We start from the raw sequence: 20838 nt of genomic DNA, 5'->3' as shown, positions 1-20838 counted from the left end.
TTAACGAATCAAGTGGCGGAGGGACCGGGCAGGGGAGAGCGGCGGTTGCGCGGGCGGGCGATCTGCGCCGGGGCCTTCTTGAAGAGGCGGAGCTTGAAGCTGGGCAGATCCCGGTTCTGGGAGCGGAAGTAAAAGAGGAAAAGGCCGAGCGCGCCGAAGATGAGGTGAGGCATCCACACGGTGAGCCAGGGGGGCAGGTGCCCGCCTTTGCCCAGATTGAGGAAGAGATTGTTCATGAACATGAAGATGAAGAAAATGAACACGCTGCCGGCAATGCCGCCCACAGAGCCACGGCGGGAGTAGGCCACGCCGAGCGGCGCGGCGACGAGCACCAGCGCCATGGCCTGCCACGGCATGGCAAAACGGTGCCAGAAATGCGTGCGGAAGGGCGCCAGCTTGTCATCGGCCGCCTTGGGGTGGGAGCGCAGGTAGGACACGAGCTCCGGAACGCCCATGAAATCGGGCCGCAGCGCGTAGCTGACAAGGCTCCACGGAGTCTCCTCGATGCCCGGCACCTGGAGCACGCGCTGGCCGTCCGGACCCACGGGAAACTCCTTGATGGCGGCGACGCTGCCATTTCGATAGAGCAGTTCCTTACCATCATAAAAACGCCAGCCGGAACGCGAGGACCAGCCGACGGTGGGCGCGATGATGGTACGCGCAGGGCGGCCCTCCTTGTCCTCCTCCCGGATCTGCACGCCATGCATGCGCTCGGACTCGGTGCGCATGGAGAAGGGGAAGGTGCCCACGTACCAGGTGCGGTGGGTCTGCTCGTCATGGAACATGATGGCGGAGGCCATGATGGAGCCCGCCGCGTGGACTTTCATGGCCGTGACCTTGGCATCGCGGCTGCCTTCCGCCCGGGGGGCCCAGTAGTAGGTGGCGGCGGTGTTCAGCACGCAGGCGTAGATGCTGCAGATGAAAAGGGGCCGCAGCACGCGGAGCAGGCTGCGCCCGGTGCCCAGCATGGAGATCAGCTCATTGGCCTTCGACATGCGGGTGAGCGAGTACAGCACCGCGAGCAGGAGGGCCACGGGGAGGATCTGCGTGAACACGAAGGGGATCATGCCCAAATAGAAGGTGATGACCCAGACGACGCTGGAGTGGGACTCCTGGAAGTCCTTCAGGTTGTCCAGCAGATCCATGATGACCCACAGGGTGAAGAAGGAGACAAAGCAGAACACCAGCGGGTGCAGGAAGGTGCGCAGTGTGTACTTTTCCAGGATGCCGATGCGCCGGTAGTAGTGCAGGGCAAACGGCACCGAAAGGTACACCACACCGATGAAGACGAGCTTGAAGGCAAAGGCGACGGGCACGGGCGGCTCGCCGATTTCCGTCATGTGCGAGTGGGCGATGTAGTCCACCAGCTCGCTCGCGACGGCCCACACGGCCATGGAAATGGAGGCGACGCTGACCGGGAACATGAGGCGGCGCAGGTCTCCCCAGCGCCGCCAGATGACGATGAGAAGGACCGGCACGCCGAGCCGGATCCAGAGATTGAGATAGGGCAGCACACGGGCCAGCACGAGGATGCCCTCCGGCACATCCATCTGGGACTGCTGCGCCTGCTGCACGGCGGCATCCACCGCATCGTCCGGGTGGGTGCGGTGCCAGCCCATGAGCATGGAGATGATCAGCAGGGCGATGATCACGGCAAAGGAACCCCGCCCCAGATAGGGGAGTTCACGTGCCTTTTGCCAGGCTTTGGGCAGACGAATGAGCCACTTCATGCCGGAGGGAGCAATGAGAGTCGGTTAGGGCACCCGATGCGTCAAGGCTTGCACGGTCGCAGGGCAAAAAGAAGCCCGGAGCGGTCAGCTCCGGGCTTCGAATTTTGGGTGCTATGGCGGACAGCCGGCCCGCTGCGGAGTCCAGCGTCCTACTTTCATGAGCACCAAGCGCCAGACCCCGGCGGCTTGAGGACAAGCCGCCCTACCCGCGCTGGGCATGCAAGCGGGATCACTTCACTTCCAGGCAGACGCCTTCCACCGTGCTGCGAGCAAAGATCTTGCCATTGGCCAGCACTGGGTAGCTCCAGACCTTGCCGTCCATCACGTCCTTGCGGGCCACTTCCTTGTATTTGTCCGGCTTGGCTTCGACGACGACGATCTCGCCTTTGTCGCTGGTGGCGATGATCTTATCGCCCGCGAGGATGACCTGTCCGGGGCCGAAGCCTTTTTCCGCCCATTTGTCTTCACCGGTGCGGATGTCCACGCAGGCGAGGGGGCCGGCGCCGTATTCCTTAAAGCTGAACATGCCGTAGAGGTAGCCGTCTTTCACCACGGGGGTGCTCCAGTGGTTGAAGCACTGGTTTTCACGACGCCAGATCTGGGTGGCTTCGAGCTTGTCGCCGCTCTTGCTGATCTTGAAAGCGCCGGCGCCCACGCCGTAGCCGGCGGAGCAATAGACGATGTCATTGAACACCACCGGGGAGGCAGCGGTGCTGACCTTGAAGGGGAAGGGGGCGCGCCAGATGACGTTGCCGTTTTGCGGATGCACCGCGACGAGGCCGGTCTGCGTGAAGAAGATGGCCTGATGCACCCCAAGGATGTCTGCCAGCACGGGGGTGGCGTGGGTCATCTTGTCGTCCTCGGCTTTCCACACGGTTTCGCCGGTGTTTTTGTCCAAACCGATGAGCGCCTGGCCGGCACCGCCGCCCGCGAGCAGCAGCACATCGCCATCGATGACCGGGGAGGCGGCGTTTTCCCATTTGATCTGCACGCCGGCGTTGTCCTTCATCACGTCGTGGCTCCAGACGGGCTTGCCGGTGGCGGCGTCAAAGCAGAAGACTCCGAGCATGGAGTCGATGGCATAGACCTTGCCACCATTCACCACGGGGGTGGAGCGGGCGCCGTCGCCGCCTTTGTTGTCATTCGTGCCGGAGTCACCGCCGCCGTCGTATTTGGGGATCACGCTGAGGGGCTTGCTCCAGAGTTCTTTGCCGGTCTTTTCATCGAGGCAGAGAATCATCTCGCCCTTGTTGCCATCGGTCTCCCCGGTGACGAGGGTGTAGGCCTTGCCGCCTGCGACGGCGAAGGAGCTGAAGCCGAGGTTGGTGGGAGATTTCCAGACCTGCTTGAGGCTCCATTTGGCGCCTGCCGGTGCGGCGACGATGCCATTGCCCTGAGGGCCACGGAAAGTGCCCCAGTCGGTGGAGTCAGCGGAGAAAGCGGAGAAAGCAGTCGTGGCCAGGGCCAGACCGAGTGCGGTGGTGAGGTGCGTGCGTGTCATGATTGTGATGCTGCGGGTGTCTGTGAACGCGAAACGGGGTGCAATGTTTGCACCGCACGTCTGGGAAGACAACCGAGATCAGAATACGACAGAGGCCACGGCACTCCAAGCTATTCTGTTCTGCTCGACGCTATTCCGTAGGCCGGCGGGAGCGAGGCTCGCGCGTCACAGTATCGCCGGTGCCAGGGCTGGTGACGAACGGGCCGTCTGCCATCGGGGCGATCTTGGTGAAGCCGACTTCGGGCATGTCGCTGGGCTTGCCTTCGAGAGGGAAGTCTTTGCGCAGGGGGAAGTAAGGGTAGCCTTCCCACATGAGGATGCGGCGCAGATCGGGATGGCCGCTGAATTTGATGCCCATCATGTCGTAGGCCTCGCGTTCGTGCCAGTCGGCAGTGGCCCAGAGATCGCTGACGGTGGGGACCTCTTCGTCCTCCGCCATGGCGGCGCGCACGCGGAGATACTGCAGGTGGCCGTAGCCGTAGAGTTCGTAGACGATTTCAAAGCGCGGCTCCCGGCCCATGTAGTCCAGGCTGGAGACGTCCACGAGGTAGTCGAAGTTCAGTTCATCGCGGCAGTATTTCAGCAGGGGCTTCGCACTGGCGAGCTTGACGACGAGCGTGTGCTCTCCGCGAAACTCCTTCGTTTCCAGCACGGCATCGCCGAATTTCTGCTTCAGGGCTTCAACCATTTGGGCGGCTTTCATGGTCGTGAAAAAATTAAGCGGAGAGTTCTTCGAGGAGTTCCTTTTTCTGCTCCTTCGTGGAGTGCTCGGTCTCGATCTTGTGCTGCAGGCGCATCAGGCCTTCCAGCAGCGCCTCGGGGCGCGGCGGGCAGCCGGAGATGTAAACGTCCACCGGAATGAGCTGGTCGATGCCCTGGAGCACCGCGTAGCTGCGATACATGCCACCGGACGAGGCGCAGGCGCCCATGGCGATGCACCATTTCGGCTCCGGCATCTGGTCCCACACGCGTTTCACCGCGAGGGCCATCTTGTAAGTCACCGTGCCGGCCACGATCATGACGTCGGCCTGACGGGGGGAGAAGCGCATGACTTCCGCACCGAAGCGGCTGAGGTCATAGCGGCTGCAGGCGGCGGCCATCATCTCGATCGCGCAACAGGCAAGGCCCATCGGCATCGGCCACATGGAGTTCTTGCGCATCCAGTTGATGGCGGCGTCCATCTTGGTGAAGATGATATTGCCTTCGACCTTGGAGTCGTAAGCAGCAACGGTGGAATCAGCAGGGGCGACCATGGGAGTCAGGGGAAAGTTTGGGACCATGAGAATTACGCCCCCTGCGCAGGGGCGGCAATCGGATTGTGAAATATTTCACAAGCGGGGATTACGCCACCGGCAGCGGCCCAGAGGCCACCAGCTTCTTCTGACGCGAATCCACGATCAAATTCAGTCCCTCCAAGCTACGTGCGCCCAGCAGCAGCAAATCGCCCTTCTCAGCAAAGACGACCTCATCAACCGTGAAAGCCTTGTCCACTCTCACAATGGCAAAACCGACGCTGCGGGTGATCTGCTGACCGTTCGCCATCACAAAGGCGAGATCCTTCTTTTCGCGCTTCACGCCGATCTTCTCCAGCGTAGTCGCGGGTACCCAGGTATATTCGCTGCCGGTGTCCACGAGCATCTTCGGGATCCTGGCCGCCTGCTCACGATCCACGACGTTTTCGATCTTGGCTCCGACTTTGAAGGTTCCCATACTCAACCATGCAATCCTGACCGCTGTTTGAAAAGCTGATTCTCTTCTCAGTGACAGACCCTGGGCCTGCCTTGGGCCGGTTTTCCGCGAGGACGCGGAAAACGACACGCGGGCCGCGTGCGCTCCATCTCAAATGGCGTCCAACTGCGCCAAGTGCCAGCCTCAGGTGTGCCATAATTGGCACTTTGGCACAATGGATGACCCAATGGCCTCTCGTCTCATTCTCTGCCAATTATCTCATAACCAATGAATTGCATTTCAAAAACCCCACTTGGCACGCCTCTAGCCATAGAATGCTCAGCAACATTGTCAGTTTAACCTTTCTCCCCCAACCCAAAAAACCATGAGCAAAATCCTCGGCATTGACCTCGGCACCACCAACTCCTGCATGGCCGTCCTCGAAGGCGGCAAAGCAACGGTGCTGGAAAACAGCGAAGGCGCGCGTACGACGCCTTCCATCGTCGCCTTCACCAAGAGCGGCGAACGCGTCGTCGGTCAGGCCGCCAAGCGCCAGGCTGTGACGAATCCCCGCAACACTGTCTTCTCCGTGAAGCGCCTGATGGGCCGCAAGTTTGCAGAACTCACCGAAGCCGACAAACGCATGCCTTACAAGATCGTGGCCGCCAGCAACGGCGACGCCCACGTGCAGGTGGAAGTCGGCGGCGAAACCAAAACCTATTCCCCGCAGGAAGTCAGCGCCATGATCCTGGCCAAGCTGAAGGCCGACGCGGAAGCCAAGCTCGGCGAAACGATCTCCGAAGCGGTCATCACCGTTCCTGCTTACTTCAATGACAGCCAGCGCAACGCCACCAAGGCCGCTGGCGAAATCGCCGGCCTGAACGTGCGCCGCATCATCAATGAGCCGACCGCAGCCGCCCTGGCCTACGGCCTCGACAGCAAGTCGGACGAAAAGGTGGCCGTGTATGACCTTGGCGGTGGTACCTTCGACATCTCCGTGCTGGAAATCGGCGACGGCGTCTTCGAAGTGCTCGCCACCGACGGCGACACCCACCTCGGTGGTGATGACTGGGACAACACCCTCATCTCCTGGATCGTCAGCGAATTCAAAACGGACAGCGGCATCGACCTCAGCGGCCAGCCTGACGCGCTTCAGCGCATCAAGGAAGAAGCTGAAAAGGCCAAGATCGCCCTCAGCTCCAGCCAGAGCTATGACCTGAACCTGCCCTTCATCACTGCGGACGCCACCGGGCCGAAGCACATCATGAAGACCCTCACCCGCGCCAAGATGGAGCAGCTCACGGACAGCCTGTTTGAGCGCACCATCAAGCCCGTGAAGGATTGCCTTGCGGCTGCCAAGCTGGACGCCAGCAAGATCGACGAACTCGTGCTCGTGGGTGGCATGACCCGCATGCCGAAGGTGGTTGAGACCGCGAAGAAGCTCGCCGGCAAAGACCCGCATCAGGGTGTGAACCCAGACGAAGTGGTGGCCGTGGGCGCTGCCATCCAGGGCGGCGTGCTCAAGGGCGACGTCAAAGACGTGCTCCTCCTCGACGTGACCCCGCTGACGCTCTCCATCGAGACCGCCGGCGGCGTGGCCACCCCGATGATCCCGCGCAACACCACCATTCCGAAGAAGCACAGCCAGGTCTTCTCCACCTACAGCGACAACCAGCCCGGCGTGGAAATCGTGGTGCTGCAGGGCGAGCGCCCGATGTCCCGCGACAACAAGACGCTCGGCACCTTCAAGCTCGACGGCATCCCACCAGCACCGCGTGGCGTGCCACAGGTCGAAGTGACCTTCGACATCGACGCCAACGGCATCCTGCACGTTTCCGCCAAGGAAAAAGTCAGCGGCAAAGAGCAGAAGATCTCCATCCAGGGCAGCTCCGGCCTCAGCCAGGAAGAGATCGAAAAAGCCAAGCGCGATGCTGAAGAGCACGCCGAGGAAGACCTCAAGCGCAAGGAAGCCGTGGAAGTGAAGAACAAGGCGGAAGGCCTGAGCTTCGAGATCGAGAAACAGCTCAAGGACTGGGAAAGCAAAGTCCCTGCCGACCAGCTCTCCCCGATCAAGGACAAGCTCGCTTCCCTGAAGTCTGCTGTTGAATCTGGCGACACTGCCAAGATGAAGGCGCAGACCGAAGAACTTGAGAAGCTTTTCGCCGCTGCTTACCAGGCCGCTGCCGCCGCTGGCGCAGCTCCCGGTGCCGAAGGTGGCATGCCCGACATGAGCAACATGGGCGGCCAGCAGTCCGCTGGTGGCACCGAAACCAAGTCCCAGGACAAGGGCAAGGTGGTGGATGCCGACTTCGAAGTGGTGGACAAGGACAAGTAAGCTTTTCGGACGCGAACCCAGCCTGCTGACCTGATGTTGTCTCTTCAGACCAGAACGATTCCCACTCCGGTGACGAGCCTTCACGGCTCGCCACCGCGTGGCGGCCTGGAAGGACGCGAGACATTCGCCGGTGGTGCATCCACCGGTTCATATCGCGTGTCGTCAGTTTGCTTCGGTGGCGCACCGGCTGGTGCGCTGCCTTTTTCCGCGATGGGAAATCGCGTGGGTCCGGTGGCTGCACCACCGGCTCATATCTCTTGTGCCTCCGGCACAAGACTTCGTGATATGGACTTCGGCGTGTTGCGCGCGAGTGAAAACTCTCCGGCCTGCGGCGCGCCGCACAGGGGACTGTGCGGACCACTTTCCAACACCACCCAGCTACCGAGATGAGCCTCGAAGCCCTCAAAGAATTGTCTGCACTCGACGGGGAGGCGAAGGGCCTCCTGGCGAAGCATGATGAGCTGCTGCTGAGAATGCGCCGGAGTTTCCTCAACAAGATCGTTGAATGCTTCACCTCGCTGACGGAGGCGGAGGGCTTCCGGATCACACGCGATCCCATGGGCGCCACCGCGCGGCTCTCTGAGACGGAACTCATGATCAGCTGCACGGATCCTTCCCACACGCTGGTGGATTCCCAGGCAAAGTATTCCGTGACCTGCTCCCTGGCGCTGAACAAGGCCTACGGCATCCTGCTGTGCCGCCAGCCGCTGGTGCAGTTCACGAATCAAAGCGCCGACACGAACGACCAGATCACGAACAAGAAGCTGGAGATCGAATACCTGAAGTCGCTGATCGAAAATCAGGGTGGCGATCAATGGTTCGTGATGGGCCGGATGGAAAACACTGCGGATGTGCGGGGCTTCACCGGCATGCTCGGTTCTCCGTATGAGTCGTTTCAATCCTTTGAACAGGCTGTGAAAACCGCGCTGCGTGAGATCTCTCACGCCGCCATCGCCCCCCGCGCATCATGAAGACGACGAACACCCTTCTCATGATGACGGCGCTGGCACTTGCCTCCTGCGGTAAAAAGCCGGAAGCAGCCAAGGCCCCGGCTTCTGAAGCGCCTGCGGCGAAGATGGAAGCTGAAATCGCCAGTGCGCTGGCACCCGCGCCTGCGGCAGTGATTTCCGCTGCGGACGAGGCGCTGAAGAACGAAGCAGACGGCATCATCGCCCAATACCCCGGCAAAACCGCCACTGAACTGCTGGCCACTCCAGAACTGAAGGAGAAGCTGGCCGCGGCGATGAAGAAGCTCGGTGAAGATCCTGTACTGCTGAAGCGCGTGAACTCCAGTGTGGATCTCGCCGCCCAGATCAAAGGAATGGAAGGTGCGGCCAAGCTGGACCTGGACATGAAAGGCTACGACAAGAACCGCACCTCCCGCATGCTGCAGTCCGTGCTTTCTGAAGACCCGCAGCGCATTGTGGATTTTCTCGTCAGTGAGATCGGCGAAGCCTCCCCGGATCTCAGCTACGGAGGCATGGAGCGCGCGCCGAACGGCGTGGCGATCGTGCCGAACACCCTTCCCGCGCCGGCCGCTGCTGCTCCGCCGGCCACCGACCCCGAATAGATTTCCGCCCGGCCAGCCGGCACACCCAACCCGTGTGACAGCAGGCCGGGCAGACAACCCGAACCAAACCGAACCAGAACCAGAAACCCTAAAGCACAAACCAGACCAACTATGGCAACCTCCATTACACCCCTCGGACGTCGCGTCCTCGTGAAGCGCTCCTCCAGCGAAGAAAAGACCGCCGGTGGCATCTATCTTCCTGACACCGCCAAAGAAAAGCCCCAGGAAGCTGAAGTGCTCGCACTCGGCACCGGCAAGGACGATGAAGGCAAAGATGTTGCCACCCTCTTCACCGTGAAGAAGGGCGACCGCGTCCTCATCTCCAAGTACGGCGGCACCGAAGTGAAGCTCAACGGCGAAGACGTCCTCATCATCAACGAAACCGACATCCTCGGCATCGTTGGCTAATCCCTCCCCAAAACTCACCCCCCCACTCACTACTTAAACGATTATGGCTAAACAACTCAACTTCGACGAAAACGCCCGCCAGGCCCTCCTCCGCGGCGTCACCAAACTCGCACGTGCCGTGAAGGCCACGCTCGGCCCTGCCGGCCGCAACGTGATCCTGGAAAAGAAATTCGGCTCCCCCACCATCACCAAGGACGGTGTGACCGTGGCCAAGGAAATCGAACTTCCGGACGCTTATGAAAACATGGGCGCCCAGCTCATCAAGGAAGTGTCCTCCAAGACCTCCGACATCGCTGGTGACGGCACCACCACCGCCACCGTGCTGGCCGAAGCCATCTACTCCGAAGGTCTCCGCAACGTGACCGCCGGCGCCAACCCGACCTCCCTGCAGCGCGGCATCCTCAAGGCCACCGAGGCCATCGTGGCCAAGCTGAAGGAAATCTCCACCCCCGTGAAGGACAGCAAGGAAGTGGCCCAGGTCGCAACCGTGTCCGCCAACTGGGACGCCAGCATCGGCAACATCATCGCCGAAGCCATGGACAAAGTGGGCAAGGAAGGCACCATCACCGTCGAAGAAGCCAAGTCCATCGAAACGACCCTCGAAGTCGTGGAAGGCATGCAGTTCGACAAGGGCTACCTCTCTCCTTACTTCGTCACCAATCCGGAGACGATGGAGTGCAACCTTGAGAACGCCTACATCCTCATCAACGAGAAGAAGGTCAGCAACCTGAAGGACATGCTGCCTCTGCTCGAGAAGGTGGCCCGCTCCGGCAAGCCCCTCCTCATCATCGCTGAAGACGTGGAAGGCGAAGCCCTGGCCACCCTCGTGGTGAACAAGCTGCGCGGCACCCTCAACATCGTGGCCGTCAAGGCTCCTGGCTTCGGCGACCGCCGCAAAGCCATGCTGGAAGACATCGCCATCCTCACCGGTGGCCGCTGCATCACCGAAGACCTCGGCATCAAGCTTGAGAACATCGAGCTTTCCGACCTCGGCCGTGCCAAGCGCATCACCATCGGCAAGGAAAACACCGTCATCGTCGAAGGCGAAGGCGGCAGCGACGCGATCGCCGGACGCGTTTCCCAGATCAAGAACCAGATCGCGGAAACCACCAGCGACTACGACCGTGAGAAGCTCCAGGAGCGCCTTGCCAAGCTGGCAGGCGGCGTGGCCGTCATCAACGTCGGTGCTGCCACCGAAACGGAAATGAAGGAAAAGAAAGCCCGCGTGGAAGACGCCCTGCACGCCACCCGTGCAGCCGTGGAAGAAGGCATCGTCCCTGGCGGCGGTGTCGCTCTGATCCGCGCTCAGGCCGCCGTTGGCGATCTGAAGCTGACCGGCGACGAAAAGACCGGCGCTGAAATCATCGCTCGTGCGATCGAAGCCCCCCTCCGCCAGCTTGCTGCAAACGCAGGCGTCGAAGGCGCTCTGATCGTCTCCGAAGTGAAGAAGGGCAAGGGCAACACGGGCTACAACGTCGCCACCGGCGAATACGTGGACCTCATCAAGGCAGGCGTCGTTGACCCAGCCAAGGTGACCCGCAGCGCTCTCCAGAACGCCGCTTCCATCTCCGGCCTCCTCCTCACCACCGAGTGCCTCATCGCCGACATCCCCAAGGAAGAAGCTGCTGACGCAGGTCACAGCCACGACCACGGCGGCATGATGTAATTTTTGACCGCTGCGCGACCCAACCCTCGCCGCGAATCAAAACCCAAAACCCCCACCTGCGGCCCGGAAGCAATTCCGGGCCGCTTTTTGTTAAAGTAGTTCAGAGCTTTAGCTCGGTTTGGAAGCGAGATACCCAGCGACCGGAACGAGCTAAAGCTCATGACTACTTTGCAGAGCCGCTCGGGAACTTCTCTATCCCTTTTGAGTAGTGTTCATTTGAAATATGACCGAGTTTGCTCATATTTTGGGTGTTTCCCTGCTCCAACTTCATTCTTATCCCATCCCTCTCTCATGAACCTCTCCAAACTCCTCCGTTCGTTTTCTGCCCTCGCTGCTGCGTTTGCCCTTTCCAACTGCGCCACCAGCGCGCCCCACGCCACCTACGTGACGCCGCTCACGGCGGTGGTCAGCCAGGGAGACAGGGTGACCACGCTGGTGAACACCACGGACGCCCGGATGAGCGAAGGAGAGCGCATGATGCTGGCGGACCGGATCACGCAGAATGTGCAGGCACTCGCGCAGCCGGGCAGTGGCACCCACCACAGCTTTCAGCTTGCTGTGAACATCACCCGCTACACCAGAGGCAGCGGCGTCGTGCGCACCGCCATGCCTGGCATGGGGCAGATGCACGTTGACGGCGTGGTAACGATTTATCAGATGCCCAAGCGCGTGCCGGTGGGTGAGTTCATTGTGCGCAAGTCTTTTGCCATCGGCGGCCTGTACGGCCTGACGGTGAACATGGACAAGATTAACGCAGCTTTTGCCGAAGGCGTGGCCAAGACGGTCTGCCAGGTTCGATAGGTCGGAAAACGGTCTTTGTTTACGTTATTTCTTTAAATGGGTGAGTTTGGGATGGCCTGGCTTCGCAAGGCAGCGAAGCCGCCATCCCCCTGCGTACCGGCCCGCCACTCACGCGAACTTGGGCGGAGTGGTTGACAGCGGCATGCCATTGCGGTAGGAGAATGGCAAGGGAAGCGCAGCGAATTTGTGTTTTTTTTAAGCACTGCTGGCCGGACGATGGTCGAAGGATCGGAACGTCTCACTCGACGCGTCTCCCTTACAACCCCCCAGCCCCCCCTTTAATTCCAGATGCCCTGCACTGCGGTTTCCTCGTCGGTGAAATTGACCCTCCCCTCGTTTCGCAAGCCACTGACCAAGCTTGCGTTTCTTTTGCTCCTGGCATGTCCGTCTTATGGGAGCACCGTCCTCTGGGACACCAACTCCGGCACGGCGGACGCTCAAGACGGTGCTGGCAACTGGACCGTGGGCGGCACCACCTTCTGGAACACGACGCTGTCCACGAATGTGGCGACCACCAATGATGCCGTCACGGACATCGCCCAGTTTGGCAACAACACGGGTGCGGGCGGCACCGTGAATGTGAGCACGCAGAGCATCAACGGCCTGATTTTTGGCCAGACGACGACCACCGGCTACACGCTCTCTGCCAGCACCACGGGGCAGGTCCTCACGATCGGCAGCAGCGGCATCACCCTGAATTCCGGCGCGCTGGCGACGACGGTGGGCTCCGCGAATTTGGGGATTACTTTGAGCGCGAGCCAGACCTGGCTGAACAACTCCGCAAACATGCTGACGGTGGCGGGTGCTCTCACTCCCCTGGCTGCAGGCACGCTGACGTTTGATGGCACCGGCGACTTCACCATCACCGCGACCACACCGTCCAGCAATACCTCGGCCATCACCAAGAACGGCACGGGGACGGTGACCTGGAGCGCGGACATCAACACGACCGGCGCGCTCAACATCAATGCAGGGGTGTTCTTCCTGAATCTTTCCGCCAGTGCTGCCTCTGACATGACCACGATCAATGTGAACGGGACCAGCACCTTCCGCGTGGCGGGAGGCGCGGGGCTTTCCTCCAACAGCGTGATCACCCTGGCGTCTGGAGCCGTCTATGATGACCGCTTCAGCGGTGATACGATCTCCCGCCTGCTGGGCACCGGCACGGTGATGAACGGCTCCGGCACGGCAGGAACGACCACTTTGAATGTGAGTTCGAGCACGAACGCCACCTTTGATGGTGTCATCACGGACAACGGCTCGGCTTTGTTTGCGCTGACCAAGCAGGGCTCCAACATCTTCACTCTCACGGGTGCCAACGCCTATACCGGAACCACGACCATCACGCAGGGCACGCTGGCCTTGGACTTCACGTCCGCCGGCGGGGTCAGCTCCAACATCATCAACGGTTCCAGCGCGCTGACCATGAATCCCGGCGCGACGAACGGCAGCGCCACTCTGAGCATTCTGGGGGCCGCCTCGGAAACCAACAGCCAGACCTTTGCCTCCACCACCATTTCAAGCGGCACCAGCACTCTGTCCCTCGTCTCCGGAGCGGGCGGAACGCTGAACGTCACCCTGAAGGCCATCACGGTCAACGCCGCCGCTGCACTGAACATCGTGGCACCGGCTTCCGGCACCATCGCCACCACCAATGCGGCCGGCCTGATGGGCGGGAATGTGACTTACACCAGCGCCACTGGCGGCATCAGCTTTGCGAAAGTGGCGGGAGGGTTCGTGACGGCGGCCACGCCTGATTTTGTCTATGAAACGGGCAAGACCATCGACCAGGTGACGGGCTATACCAGCACGGGCATCCTGGGACTGGACAACAGTTCCACGGGCAACACGACCCAGGCCGCAGGCACAACGGTGATCGCAGGGCTGGACTACAGCGACACAGCAGCGCGTACCATGAGCCTCGGCACGGGGAACAGGCTGCAGCTTGCCCTTTCCGGCGGCATTCTTGCTGACACGACGGCTGGAAACCTGACGATCGGCAGCGTGGTGGATGACGGCACTCTCACTGCAGGAGCTTCTGGAGCAGGAGCCCTGACGCTGCATGAACTGAACAGCAGCGCCACACTGACCGTGAACGCTATTGTGGCCAACAATGCAGGCGGTGGCGCGGTTTCCATCAGCAAGACAGGCACGGGACGCGTGGTGCTGGCCGGAACCAACACCTACACGGGCACGACCACGATCAATGCCGGTGCCTTGGAAATCCAGAACAGCTCCTCCCTGGGCGGCACCGCGGGTGCGACGACGGTCTTCACCGGTGCGGCGCTGGAGCTCTCCGGCGGCATCTCAGTGGGGGCGGAGGCTCTGACGATCAATGGCACCGGGATTGCATCGGCTGGCGCTTTGCGGAACATCAGCGGCACCAACTCCTACAGCGGCACCATCACGCTCGGTTCGGCGACGACGATCGGTTCCACGGCAGGCACATTGACCCTGGGCGGCGCGATGGCGGTGGGTAATAACAACATCACCTTCTCCGGGACTGGGAACACAACGGTGAACGGCATCATCACCCAGGGTGCCACGAACAACCCCACCTTCACCAAGAACGGCACCGGCACGCTGACGCTGAATGCTGTGAACTCGCTGGCCGGAACGGGCGCGATCACTCTTGACGGTGGCACGGTTGTTTTGGGCAATGCGGCCGCTCTGCCGACAACGCGCACGCTTACCATGTCCACCAATGGCGCGGCGACGCTGCGTCTGGCGACGGACACCTCCGTGAATGCCCTGGTGCTGACCACGAGCAGCAACAACGCCACGAGCATTGTCTCAGACCGTGCCACGCAGGGCGCGGGCATCACCCATGTGCTCGGTGCAGCCAGCATTGGCAACAACACCATGAACATCACTGCGGGGACGAATGTCACCACCGGCACGGCAGGTGTGAGCTTCGCTTCGCTCAATCTCACGGCAGGGGGGGCCGGAACGGCGGTCCTCAATCCCACCACGGCCACGGTCACCGTCGTGGGAGCGGTCAACATTGGATCCAACAACTTTGCCAAAACTCTCAATCTGGGCGGCACCAGCACGGGGAATCTGATTTCAGGAGTCATTTCCAACGGCCTCAACACCCTCTCGCTGACCAAGAGCAACACCAGCACCTGGACGCTGACGAACACCGAAACTTACACCGGCGCGACCGCCATCACGGGTGGCACACTGGTGCTGGGCAGCGGTGCCAATCTGGCAGCCACAGCGGTGACGGTGAGCAGCGGCGCCACCCTGGCCGTGAATCCTGGCACAACGGGCGCAACCAACAGCACCGGCAGCACGCTGGTGCTGAACGCAGGCTCCATCTTCAGCATGAATGACGGTGCCACGAGCACCTTCAATGTGACGGGTGCCACCACCTTTGCCGCCACGGACACTCTGAACTTCGACATTGGCGGCGCCACCACCGCCATCGACCGCCTCGCCATCACCGGGGTGGCTACAAGCGGCGGCGGCGTGGTTTACATCACTGGCATTGGCAGCACCGCTCTCACCGCTGGAAATTACTCCTTCATCACGGCTGCCAGCGGACTGGGAACGGCCAACTTCAGCCTCGGCACCCCGAACGTGGCCGTGGGTGGTGTGCGTTATGGGCTTTCTCTGAGCGCTTCGACAGGAACGGCCGAAATCCTCACCGTTTCCACCACTGCGAATGCCGCCACATCCGCCTTCTGGACGGGCAGCCAGGACAGCAGCTGGAACACCACCAACACCGGCGGCACCTTCAACACCAACTTCTCCGTGAATGCAGCGGGTACGATCAACACGTTTGTCCTGCCATCCGCGAACACCAACGTCACCTTCACTGCCACCACGGCCACGAATCTGAGCACCACGCTGGATGCGAATTTCTCCATCAACAGCCTCACCTTCAGCGGCACCGGCACGGCAAACACCGCCGGCTCGACCATCGCCTCCGGCACAGGGGCCAACAAGCTCACGATCAATGCCACCAACGCCAACGGCAACACCGCCGGAAATGGCATCACCGTTGCCAGCGGCTCCGGGGCCAACACCATCAGCGCGGATGTGGTGCTGGGTGCGAGCCAGACGTGGACGGTGAACAATGCCGTCACCGCGCCTCTGGCCGTGACGGGGAGCATCACCGAAGCCACGGCAGGCCTCGTTCTGACCAAGGCGGGCACGGGAGCTCTGACGCTGGCGGGAACCAACAGCTACACCGGCGGCACCGTTTTGTCTGCGGGTGTGCTGAATGTGAACAGCACCAATGCCCTCGGTTCCGGTGCGCTGACCATCAGCGGCGGCACCCTGGACAATACCAGCGGCGCTGCGCTGACGGAGGTGACCAACAACGCCATCACGATTGGCGCCAGTTTCACCTTCTCGACGGCGGCAGGCACCGCCAGCAACAATCTCAATCTGGGCACCGGAGCGGTGTCCGTGGGCGCCAGCCGCACCGTGACTCTCAATGGCACGGGCACCACGCTGACCCTCGGCGGAGTGGTATCAAATACCACGTCTTCCGCGCAGACGCTGACGGTCAATGGTGCGGGGAACACCCTGGCCCTGGGCAGCCTTGTGCTGCAGACCGGGGGATCAGCGGCCATCACACAGATCTTCAACGGCACCGGCAACATCTCCGTCGCAGGTGTGATCAGCAACGGTGCCTCGTTTGCGAACGGGGTCACCTACAGTGGCACGGGCACCATGACGCTGGGCGGAGTGAATACCTACACGGGCAAAACCACCGTGAGCAGCGGCGTGCTGAGCGTGTCCACTTTGGCAAATGGCGGAACGGCCAGCGGAGTCGGTGCTTCCTCCAATGCGGCAGCGAATCTGGTCATTGGAGCCACGGGAACGCTGCAATACACCGGCGCGACCGTCACCATCGACCGAGCTTTCACCAGCAGCGCGGGCGGCAAGATTGAAGTCACCAATGCAGGCACGAACCTGACGCTGGGCAGCGGTGCGGCCTTGTCTGGAGCCTTTACCAAGACGGGAGCCGGCACGCTCACGCTGACGGGTTCGGCCACAAACACCGGCGTGGCGCCGACTGTCACAGCGGGGACGCTGGTGCTGGCCAAGCCCAGCAGCGCCAGTGTGAACACGGTCACCAGCACGCTGACCATCGCCGGAGGCACGGTGCAGCTCGCAGGCTCGGGCGGGGACCAGATCGTGGACACGGTCGGAGTGGTCATCAACAGCGGCACGCTGGACATGGGCGGGAAAAATGAAGTCGTGGGCGCTCTCAGCGGCACCGGCGGCAACGTGACCAACAGCAGCGCCACCACCTCCACCCTTACCTCCAGCACAGGCAGCGGCAGCTTCGGCGCCACGATCGCGGATGGCGCGGGCAAGATCAATGTGGTCAAATCTGGCAGCGGCACGCTGACCTTCACCGCCGCAGGCTCCAACAGCTACTCCGGCACCACCACGGTCAACAGCGGCTCGCTGGTGCTGAACTATGCCAACGGCTCCACCAACCTCATCGGCGATGCCTCTGCCGTGACTTTGGGCAATGCGACCCTGAGCCTCACCGGCGCGGTGACGAATGAGGTCATCGCCAGCATCGCGGTAAGCGCGAATGCGGCCGCAAGCATCATCCTTGGCAGCGCGAATGAAAAGCTCACCATCACCAGCAACACGGTGACCATGGGCGCGGGCTCCACGCTGAACTTCAACACTGCGGCGGGCGGAGCGGACGCCTCCACCAGCACCCTCGGCACCGGCATCGTGGCCTGGAACCCCACGCTGACCAACGGCATCATCAACAGTGGCATCACCGTCACGGACAGCACCGGCACCGGCTTTGCCACCGTGGTGGGCGGAAACGTGGTGCGACTGGTGGTTTCCAATCTTCTGCCTGCGTCCGGAGCCGTCAGCAGCACCAACTACCTGGTGGACAACAACGCCGGCGGTCCCTCCGCCCCAGGCAGCAGCAGCCTGACGCTGACGGCGAATGAAGGCGCCGCCACCGTCACGGTGGATACCTCGGCCAGCGCCGGCACGCTGGACTTGAACGGGTTTGTGCTCACCAGCGATGGCTGGTCCTTCAATGGCAGCAACCGCTACACCATCACCAACAGCGGCGCGGCGACGGCAGCGCTGAAGAGCTCCACGAGCAACGCCACCATCGCGCTGAACAATTACAGCACGGGCGGTGTGGAGATCGATGTTCCCATCCTGGCCAATGGCACGGGGGGCCTCTCTCTCAACGGCCCCAATACCACCACCTTCGGCGGCCCTTCCAACGCCAGCACCTACACCGGCGCGACGACCATCAACGGCGGCACCGTGGTGATCGCCAATGACAATGCTCTTTCCACGGTCACCAGCGTCGGGATCGGCAACAACAGCACCAGCACGGCGAACATTGACCTGAGCAGCGCCAGCCAGAAGTTCGGCGGCCTGACGGTTTCCTCCAACAGCGCCACGGCAAACGTGATCACCGTTGGCGCGGCGGAGACGCTGACCCTCACCGGCAGCCTGCTGGTGGGCACGGACCAGGGTGCGTCCAGCACCAGCAAGCTGACCATGACCGGCGGTGGTGCGCTGGTGATGACACCTACGGGCACGCAAAACGTCACCGTGGGCATCGGCCAGGCCTCCGCCAACTTCGGGCACACTGCCACGCTGGATCTTTCGGGACTTGGCAGTGTCACGCTCGGCAGCAGCGGGGCAGCGCTCAACGAAGTGCGCATCGGCTATGGCCAGCTTACCAACGGCATCGTCATTCTTTCCAACACGGCGAACAGCATCACCGCGACGACGCTGTATGTGGCGAACTCGCTCTCGCTTAACTCGAATTCAACGAGCACACTGACCTTGGGCACCGGCACGAACACATTCGCGGTGGACAACTTCAACGTAGGTTTCTCCAAGGCGGCGGGAATTGTTCAGTTTGCCTCACAGACGGCTGGAAGCGCCGGCACGGTGACGATCGGCGGCAAAAGCGCAGCCGGGGCGAACTTCATCATCGGCAGCAACAACGGCACTGCCACCGCAGCGGCAGACACCGGCGTGCTCGACCTCCGCGGCCACGTGGCCACCGTCACGGCCGCTTCCGTGCAGCTCGGCATCGCCAACAACGCCGCCGCAGGCGGAGCCACCGGCACCATCAGCATGGATGCAGGCACGTTCACCGCCGACAATGTGGTGCTGGGATCCAAGGCCGGCACCAACGGCACGGGACTCGGCGCCGGCATCATCAATCTCTCCGGCACGGCCTCCTTCACGGTGAACGCAGGCGGCAGTTTCGCCATGGCGGCCAACAGTGCGGTGACAGGCACCGCGACGGGTCTGCTCAACATCACCGGCGGCACCTTCACCTCAAATGTGGACATCACCAAGACTGGCGGCACCGGCACCACGGCCACCGTGACGCTGAATGGCGGCACGCTGGATCTGAGCGGGAAAAACATGGGAACCGCAGCGAACCAGATCGTCTTCAACGCCCAGTCCGGCGTGATGCAAAACGTCAATGAAATCAACGGCGGAGGTGCCGTGACCAAGACGACCACCGGCACGCTGACCCTGCTGGGCACCAACAGCTACACCGGAGCCACGACGGTGAGCGCAGGCACCTTCCAGGTGGGCGATGTGCAGGCTGGCTCCACAGGCAGCAGCGCCATCACCGTCAATGGAGCCGGCACGGTCCTGGCGGGAACGGGCACCATCAATGGCGCCACCGTGGTGACGCAGGGCTCCATCAAGCCGGGCGGCTCAGCCGGCGCCGGAGTGGGAACGCTCACGATCAACAACTCGCTTTCCGTCGCCACGGCCTCCAGCATCCGCATAGACCTCAGCGGCACCACCAGCAACAACGACGCCGCCGGTCTGGCCGCTGCGGTTTCCGGAGGCACTCTCGCCACGTGGGCTGCCAGCCATGCCAACGACGCGGGTGGCACCAGCAACGACCTGCTCAGTGTCAATGGTGCTCTGACGCTTGGCGGCACGGGGTCTTCTGGCAGCGTCGTGGTCGTCTCCAGCGTCTCAGGCACTTACGGAGCGACCGCCGCCTATGGGGATGTCTTCAACGTGCTCGACTGGACCAGCCTGAACGGGACTTTTTCTGTCGGCAGCACCCTGCAGGGTGTCGGCGGGACCTTTGGAGATCTCTCCCTGCCGGTGCTGACCAACGGCGAGTTTTGGGACGTGAGCCAGTTCATGACCACGGGCGTCATCTTCGTGGCACCCGAGCCGAGCCGGGCCTTGTTCGTTCTCTTCGGTCTCGGCGGCGTGGCACTGCGCCGGCGCCGGCGTTGTGCCGCCAGCGTGATCTGACAGCACCCCACAGCCAAACCTCCCTTCGCGGCCCGGAAGCAAATCCGGGCCGCTTTTTTGTGCCCGTCCATTCTTCGGAACCGAGGGCGAATGAAGCAAATAAGCAGCCGCCCTGCCGTCGTCTTCCGTTTTGACTGATGGCAGTCCATTTGAAAATGCCTCGGACATCACTCTTATTTGGGCGTTCTTTGCCGGCTTCCGTTTTTCACCTCTCATCACCTGTCATGAACCTCCCCGACGCCCTTCGCCGCCTGACCACCCTCGCTGCGGCACTCCTGCTCTGCAGCTGCGCCACCCGCACACCGCACGCCGTCATCATGGCGCCGCTCACCGCACAGGTTTGCTGGGGCGATGAATTCCACGCCAACGTCACCAGCCCTACCGGGCAGATGTCCCAGGCGGCTTGCCAGACTCTCGGCGTGCAGATCGACCGGGATGTCCAGGCGCTTGCCCAGCCGCCCACCGGCGCACCCCGCCGCTACCACGCGGAGGTCAACATCACCCGCTACTCGGAAGGAAACTTCTTCGCGAGCAGCGTGCTGCCCGGCGCCGGCGAGATCCACGTGGAGGGCACCGTGACGTTGTATCAGATGCCCAGGCGCATGCCCGTGGGAACGTTCGCCATCAGCAAGCACTTCATACCCGTGGGTCTCTTTGCCGCATTCGTGAAAGAATATACCATCTCCGACGCCTTCGCCAAAGGCGTGGCGAAGACACTCTGCAATGTGAGGTGATGGAGCGCGTGTGCGCTCTGCGGTACGACAGACACTCTTGTCTGTCCGTCGGCGCCCACGCAAGCCCGACGCGCCTGCGACTTAACGGACGTGCTCGCTGCGGGAGGTTTGCGGCCATCACGAGCTGAAGGGGCTGGCGTGAGTTTAAGGGACGGTTTTCCGCATG

Annotated in this window: 13 protein-coding genes; 8 read left to right on the top strand and 5 right to left on the bottom strand. The window is 62.1% G+C overall.

Annotated elements, in window-relative coordinates:
- Nucleotides 1-8: 8 nt before the first annotated feature.
- The 5 genes from ACILSO_RS14690 to ACILSO_RS14670 all read right to left on the bottom strand — a co-directional run bounded on the left by ACILSO_RS14690 (nt 9) and on the right by ACILSO_RS14670 (nt 4941).
- Nucleotides 9-1730, bottom strand: coding sequence for an LptF/LptG family permease (locus ACILSO_RS14690; protein ID WP_395738179.1), 1722 nt, complete (start codon nt 1728-1730; stop codon nt 9-11).
- Between the two features lie 229 nt (nt 1731-1959).
- On the bottom strand, nt 1960-3231 hold the full coding sequence (locus tag ACILSO_RS14685) for a PQQ-binding-like beta-propeller repeat protein (RefSeq protein WP_395738178.1): 1272 nt from the start codon (nt 3229-3231) through the stop codon (nt 1960-1962).
- Between the two features lie 130 nt (nt 3232-3361).
- Entirely contained in the window at nt 3362-3934 is a 573-nt protein-coding gene (locus ACILSO_RS14680) for an NADH-quinone oxidoreductase subunit C (protein WP_395738177.1), read from the bottom strand.
- Nucleotides 3935-3947: 13 nt separating this feature from the next.
- Nucleotides 3948-4484: an NADH-quinone oxidoreductase subunit NuoB gene (gene nuoB, locus ACILSO_RS14675; RefSeq protein WP_395738176.1), complete on the bottom strand. Its 537-nt coding sequence runs from the start codon at nt 4482-4484 to the stop codon at nt 3948-3950.
- An 88-nt stretch (nt 4485-4572) separates the two neighbouring features.
- On the bottom strand, nt 4573-4941 hold the full coding sequence (locus tag ACILSO_RS14670; protein ID WP_395738175.1) for a retroviral-like aspartic protease family protein: 369 nt from the start codon (nt 4939-4941) through the stop codon (nt 4573-4575).
- Nucleotides 4942-5284: 343 nt separating this feature from the next.
- On the opposite strand from ACILSO_RS14670, the gene dnaK reads away from it, so the two are divergent.
- From dnaK to ACILSO_RS14630, 8 genes are all read left to right on the top strand, one after another.
- Nucleotides 5285-7234, top strand: a complete 1950-nt coding sequence (gene dnaK, locus ACILSO_RS14665; RefSeq protein ID WP_395738174.1) for a molecular chaperone DnaK — start codon at nt 5285-5287, stop codon at nt 7232-7234.
- Between the two features lie 386 nt (nt 7235-7620).
- A complete protein-coding gene (locus ACILSO_RS14660) occupies nt 7621-8205 on the top strand; it encodes a hypothetical protein (RefSeq protein ID WP_395738173.1) in 585 nt (194 codons plus the stop codon).
- Nucleotides 8202-8804: a hypothetical protein gene (locus ACILSO_RS14655; protein ID WP_395738172.1), complete on the top strand. Its 603-nt coding sequence runs from the start codon at nt 8202-8204 to the stop codon at nt 8802-8804. Before ACILSO_RS14660 ends, ACILSO_RS14655 begins: the two co-directional genes overlap by 4 nt.
- A 111-nt stretch (nt 8805-8915) precedes the next feature.
- The gene (gene groES / locus ACILSO_RS14650; protein WP_395738171.1) at nt 8916-9212 is read left to right on the top strand and encodes a co-chaperone GroES; all 297 of its coding nucleotides are present in this window, start codon (nt 8916-8918) and stop codon (nt 9210-9212) included.
- A 40-nt stretch (nt 9213-9252) separates the two neighbouring features.
- Nucleotides 9253-10878: a chaperonin GroEL gene (gene groL, locus ACILSO_RS14645; protein WP_395738219.1), complete on the top strand. Its 1626-nt coding sequence runs from the start codon at nt 9253-9255 to the stop codon at nt 10876-10878.
- 291 nt (nt 10879-11169) lie between these two features.
- The gene (locus ACILSO_RS14640; RefSeq protein WP_395738170.1) at nt 11170-11679 is read left to right on the top strand and encodes a hypothetical protein; all 510 of its coding nucleotides are present in this window, start codon (nt 11170-11172) and stop codon (nt 11677-11679) included.
- A gap of 315 nt (nt 11680-11994) precedes the next feature.
- A complete protein-coding gene (locus ACILSO_RS14635; RefSeq protein WP_395738169.1) occupies nt 11995-19938 on the top strand; it encodes an autotransporter-associated beta strand repeat-containing protein in 7944 nt (2647 codons plus the stop codon).
- A gap of 224 nt (nt 19939-20162) precedes the next feature.
- Nucleotides 20163-20672 carry a hypothetical protein gene (locus ACILSO_RS14630; RefSeq protein ID WP_395738168.1) on the top strand — a complete coding sequence of 170 codons (510 nt, stop codon included), beginning with the start codon at nt 20163-20165 and terminating at the stop codon, nt 20670-20672.
- The last annotated feature ends 166 nt before the right edge of the window (nt 20673-20838 follow it).

Source organism: Prosthecobacter sp. (genome assembly GCF_044226605.1).
In the GTDB taxonomy this organism is placed as follows: domain Bacteria; phylum Verrucomicrobiota; class Verrucomicrobiia; order Verrucomicrobiales; family Verrucomicrobiaceae; genus Prosthecobacter.
The sequence above is the reverse complement of the archived record's forward strand: the minus strand, read 5'-3'. Positions and strand labels throughout refer to the sequence as shown.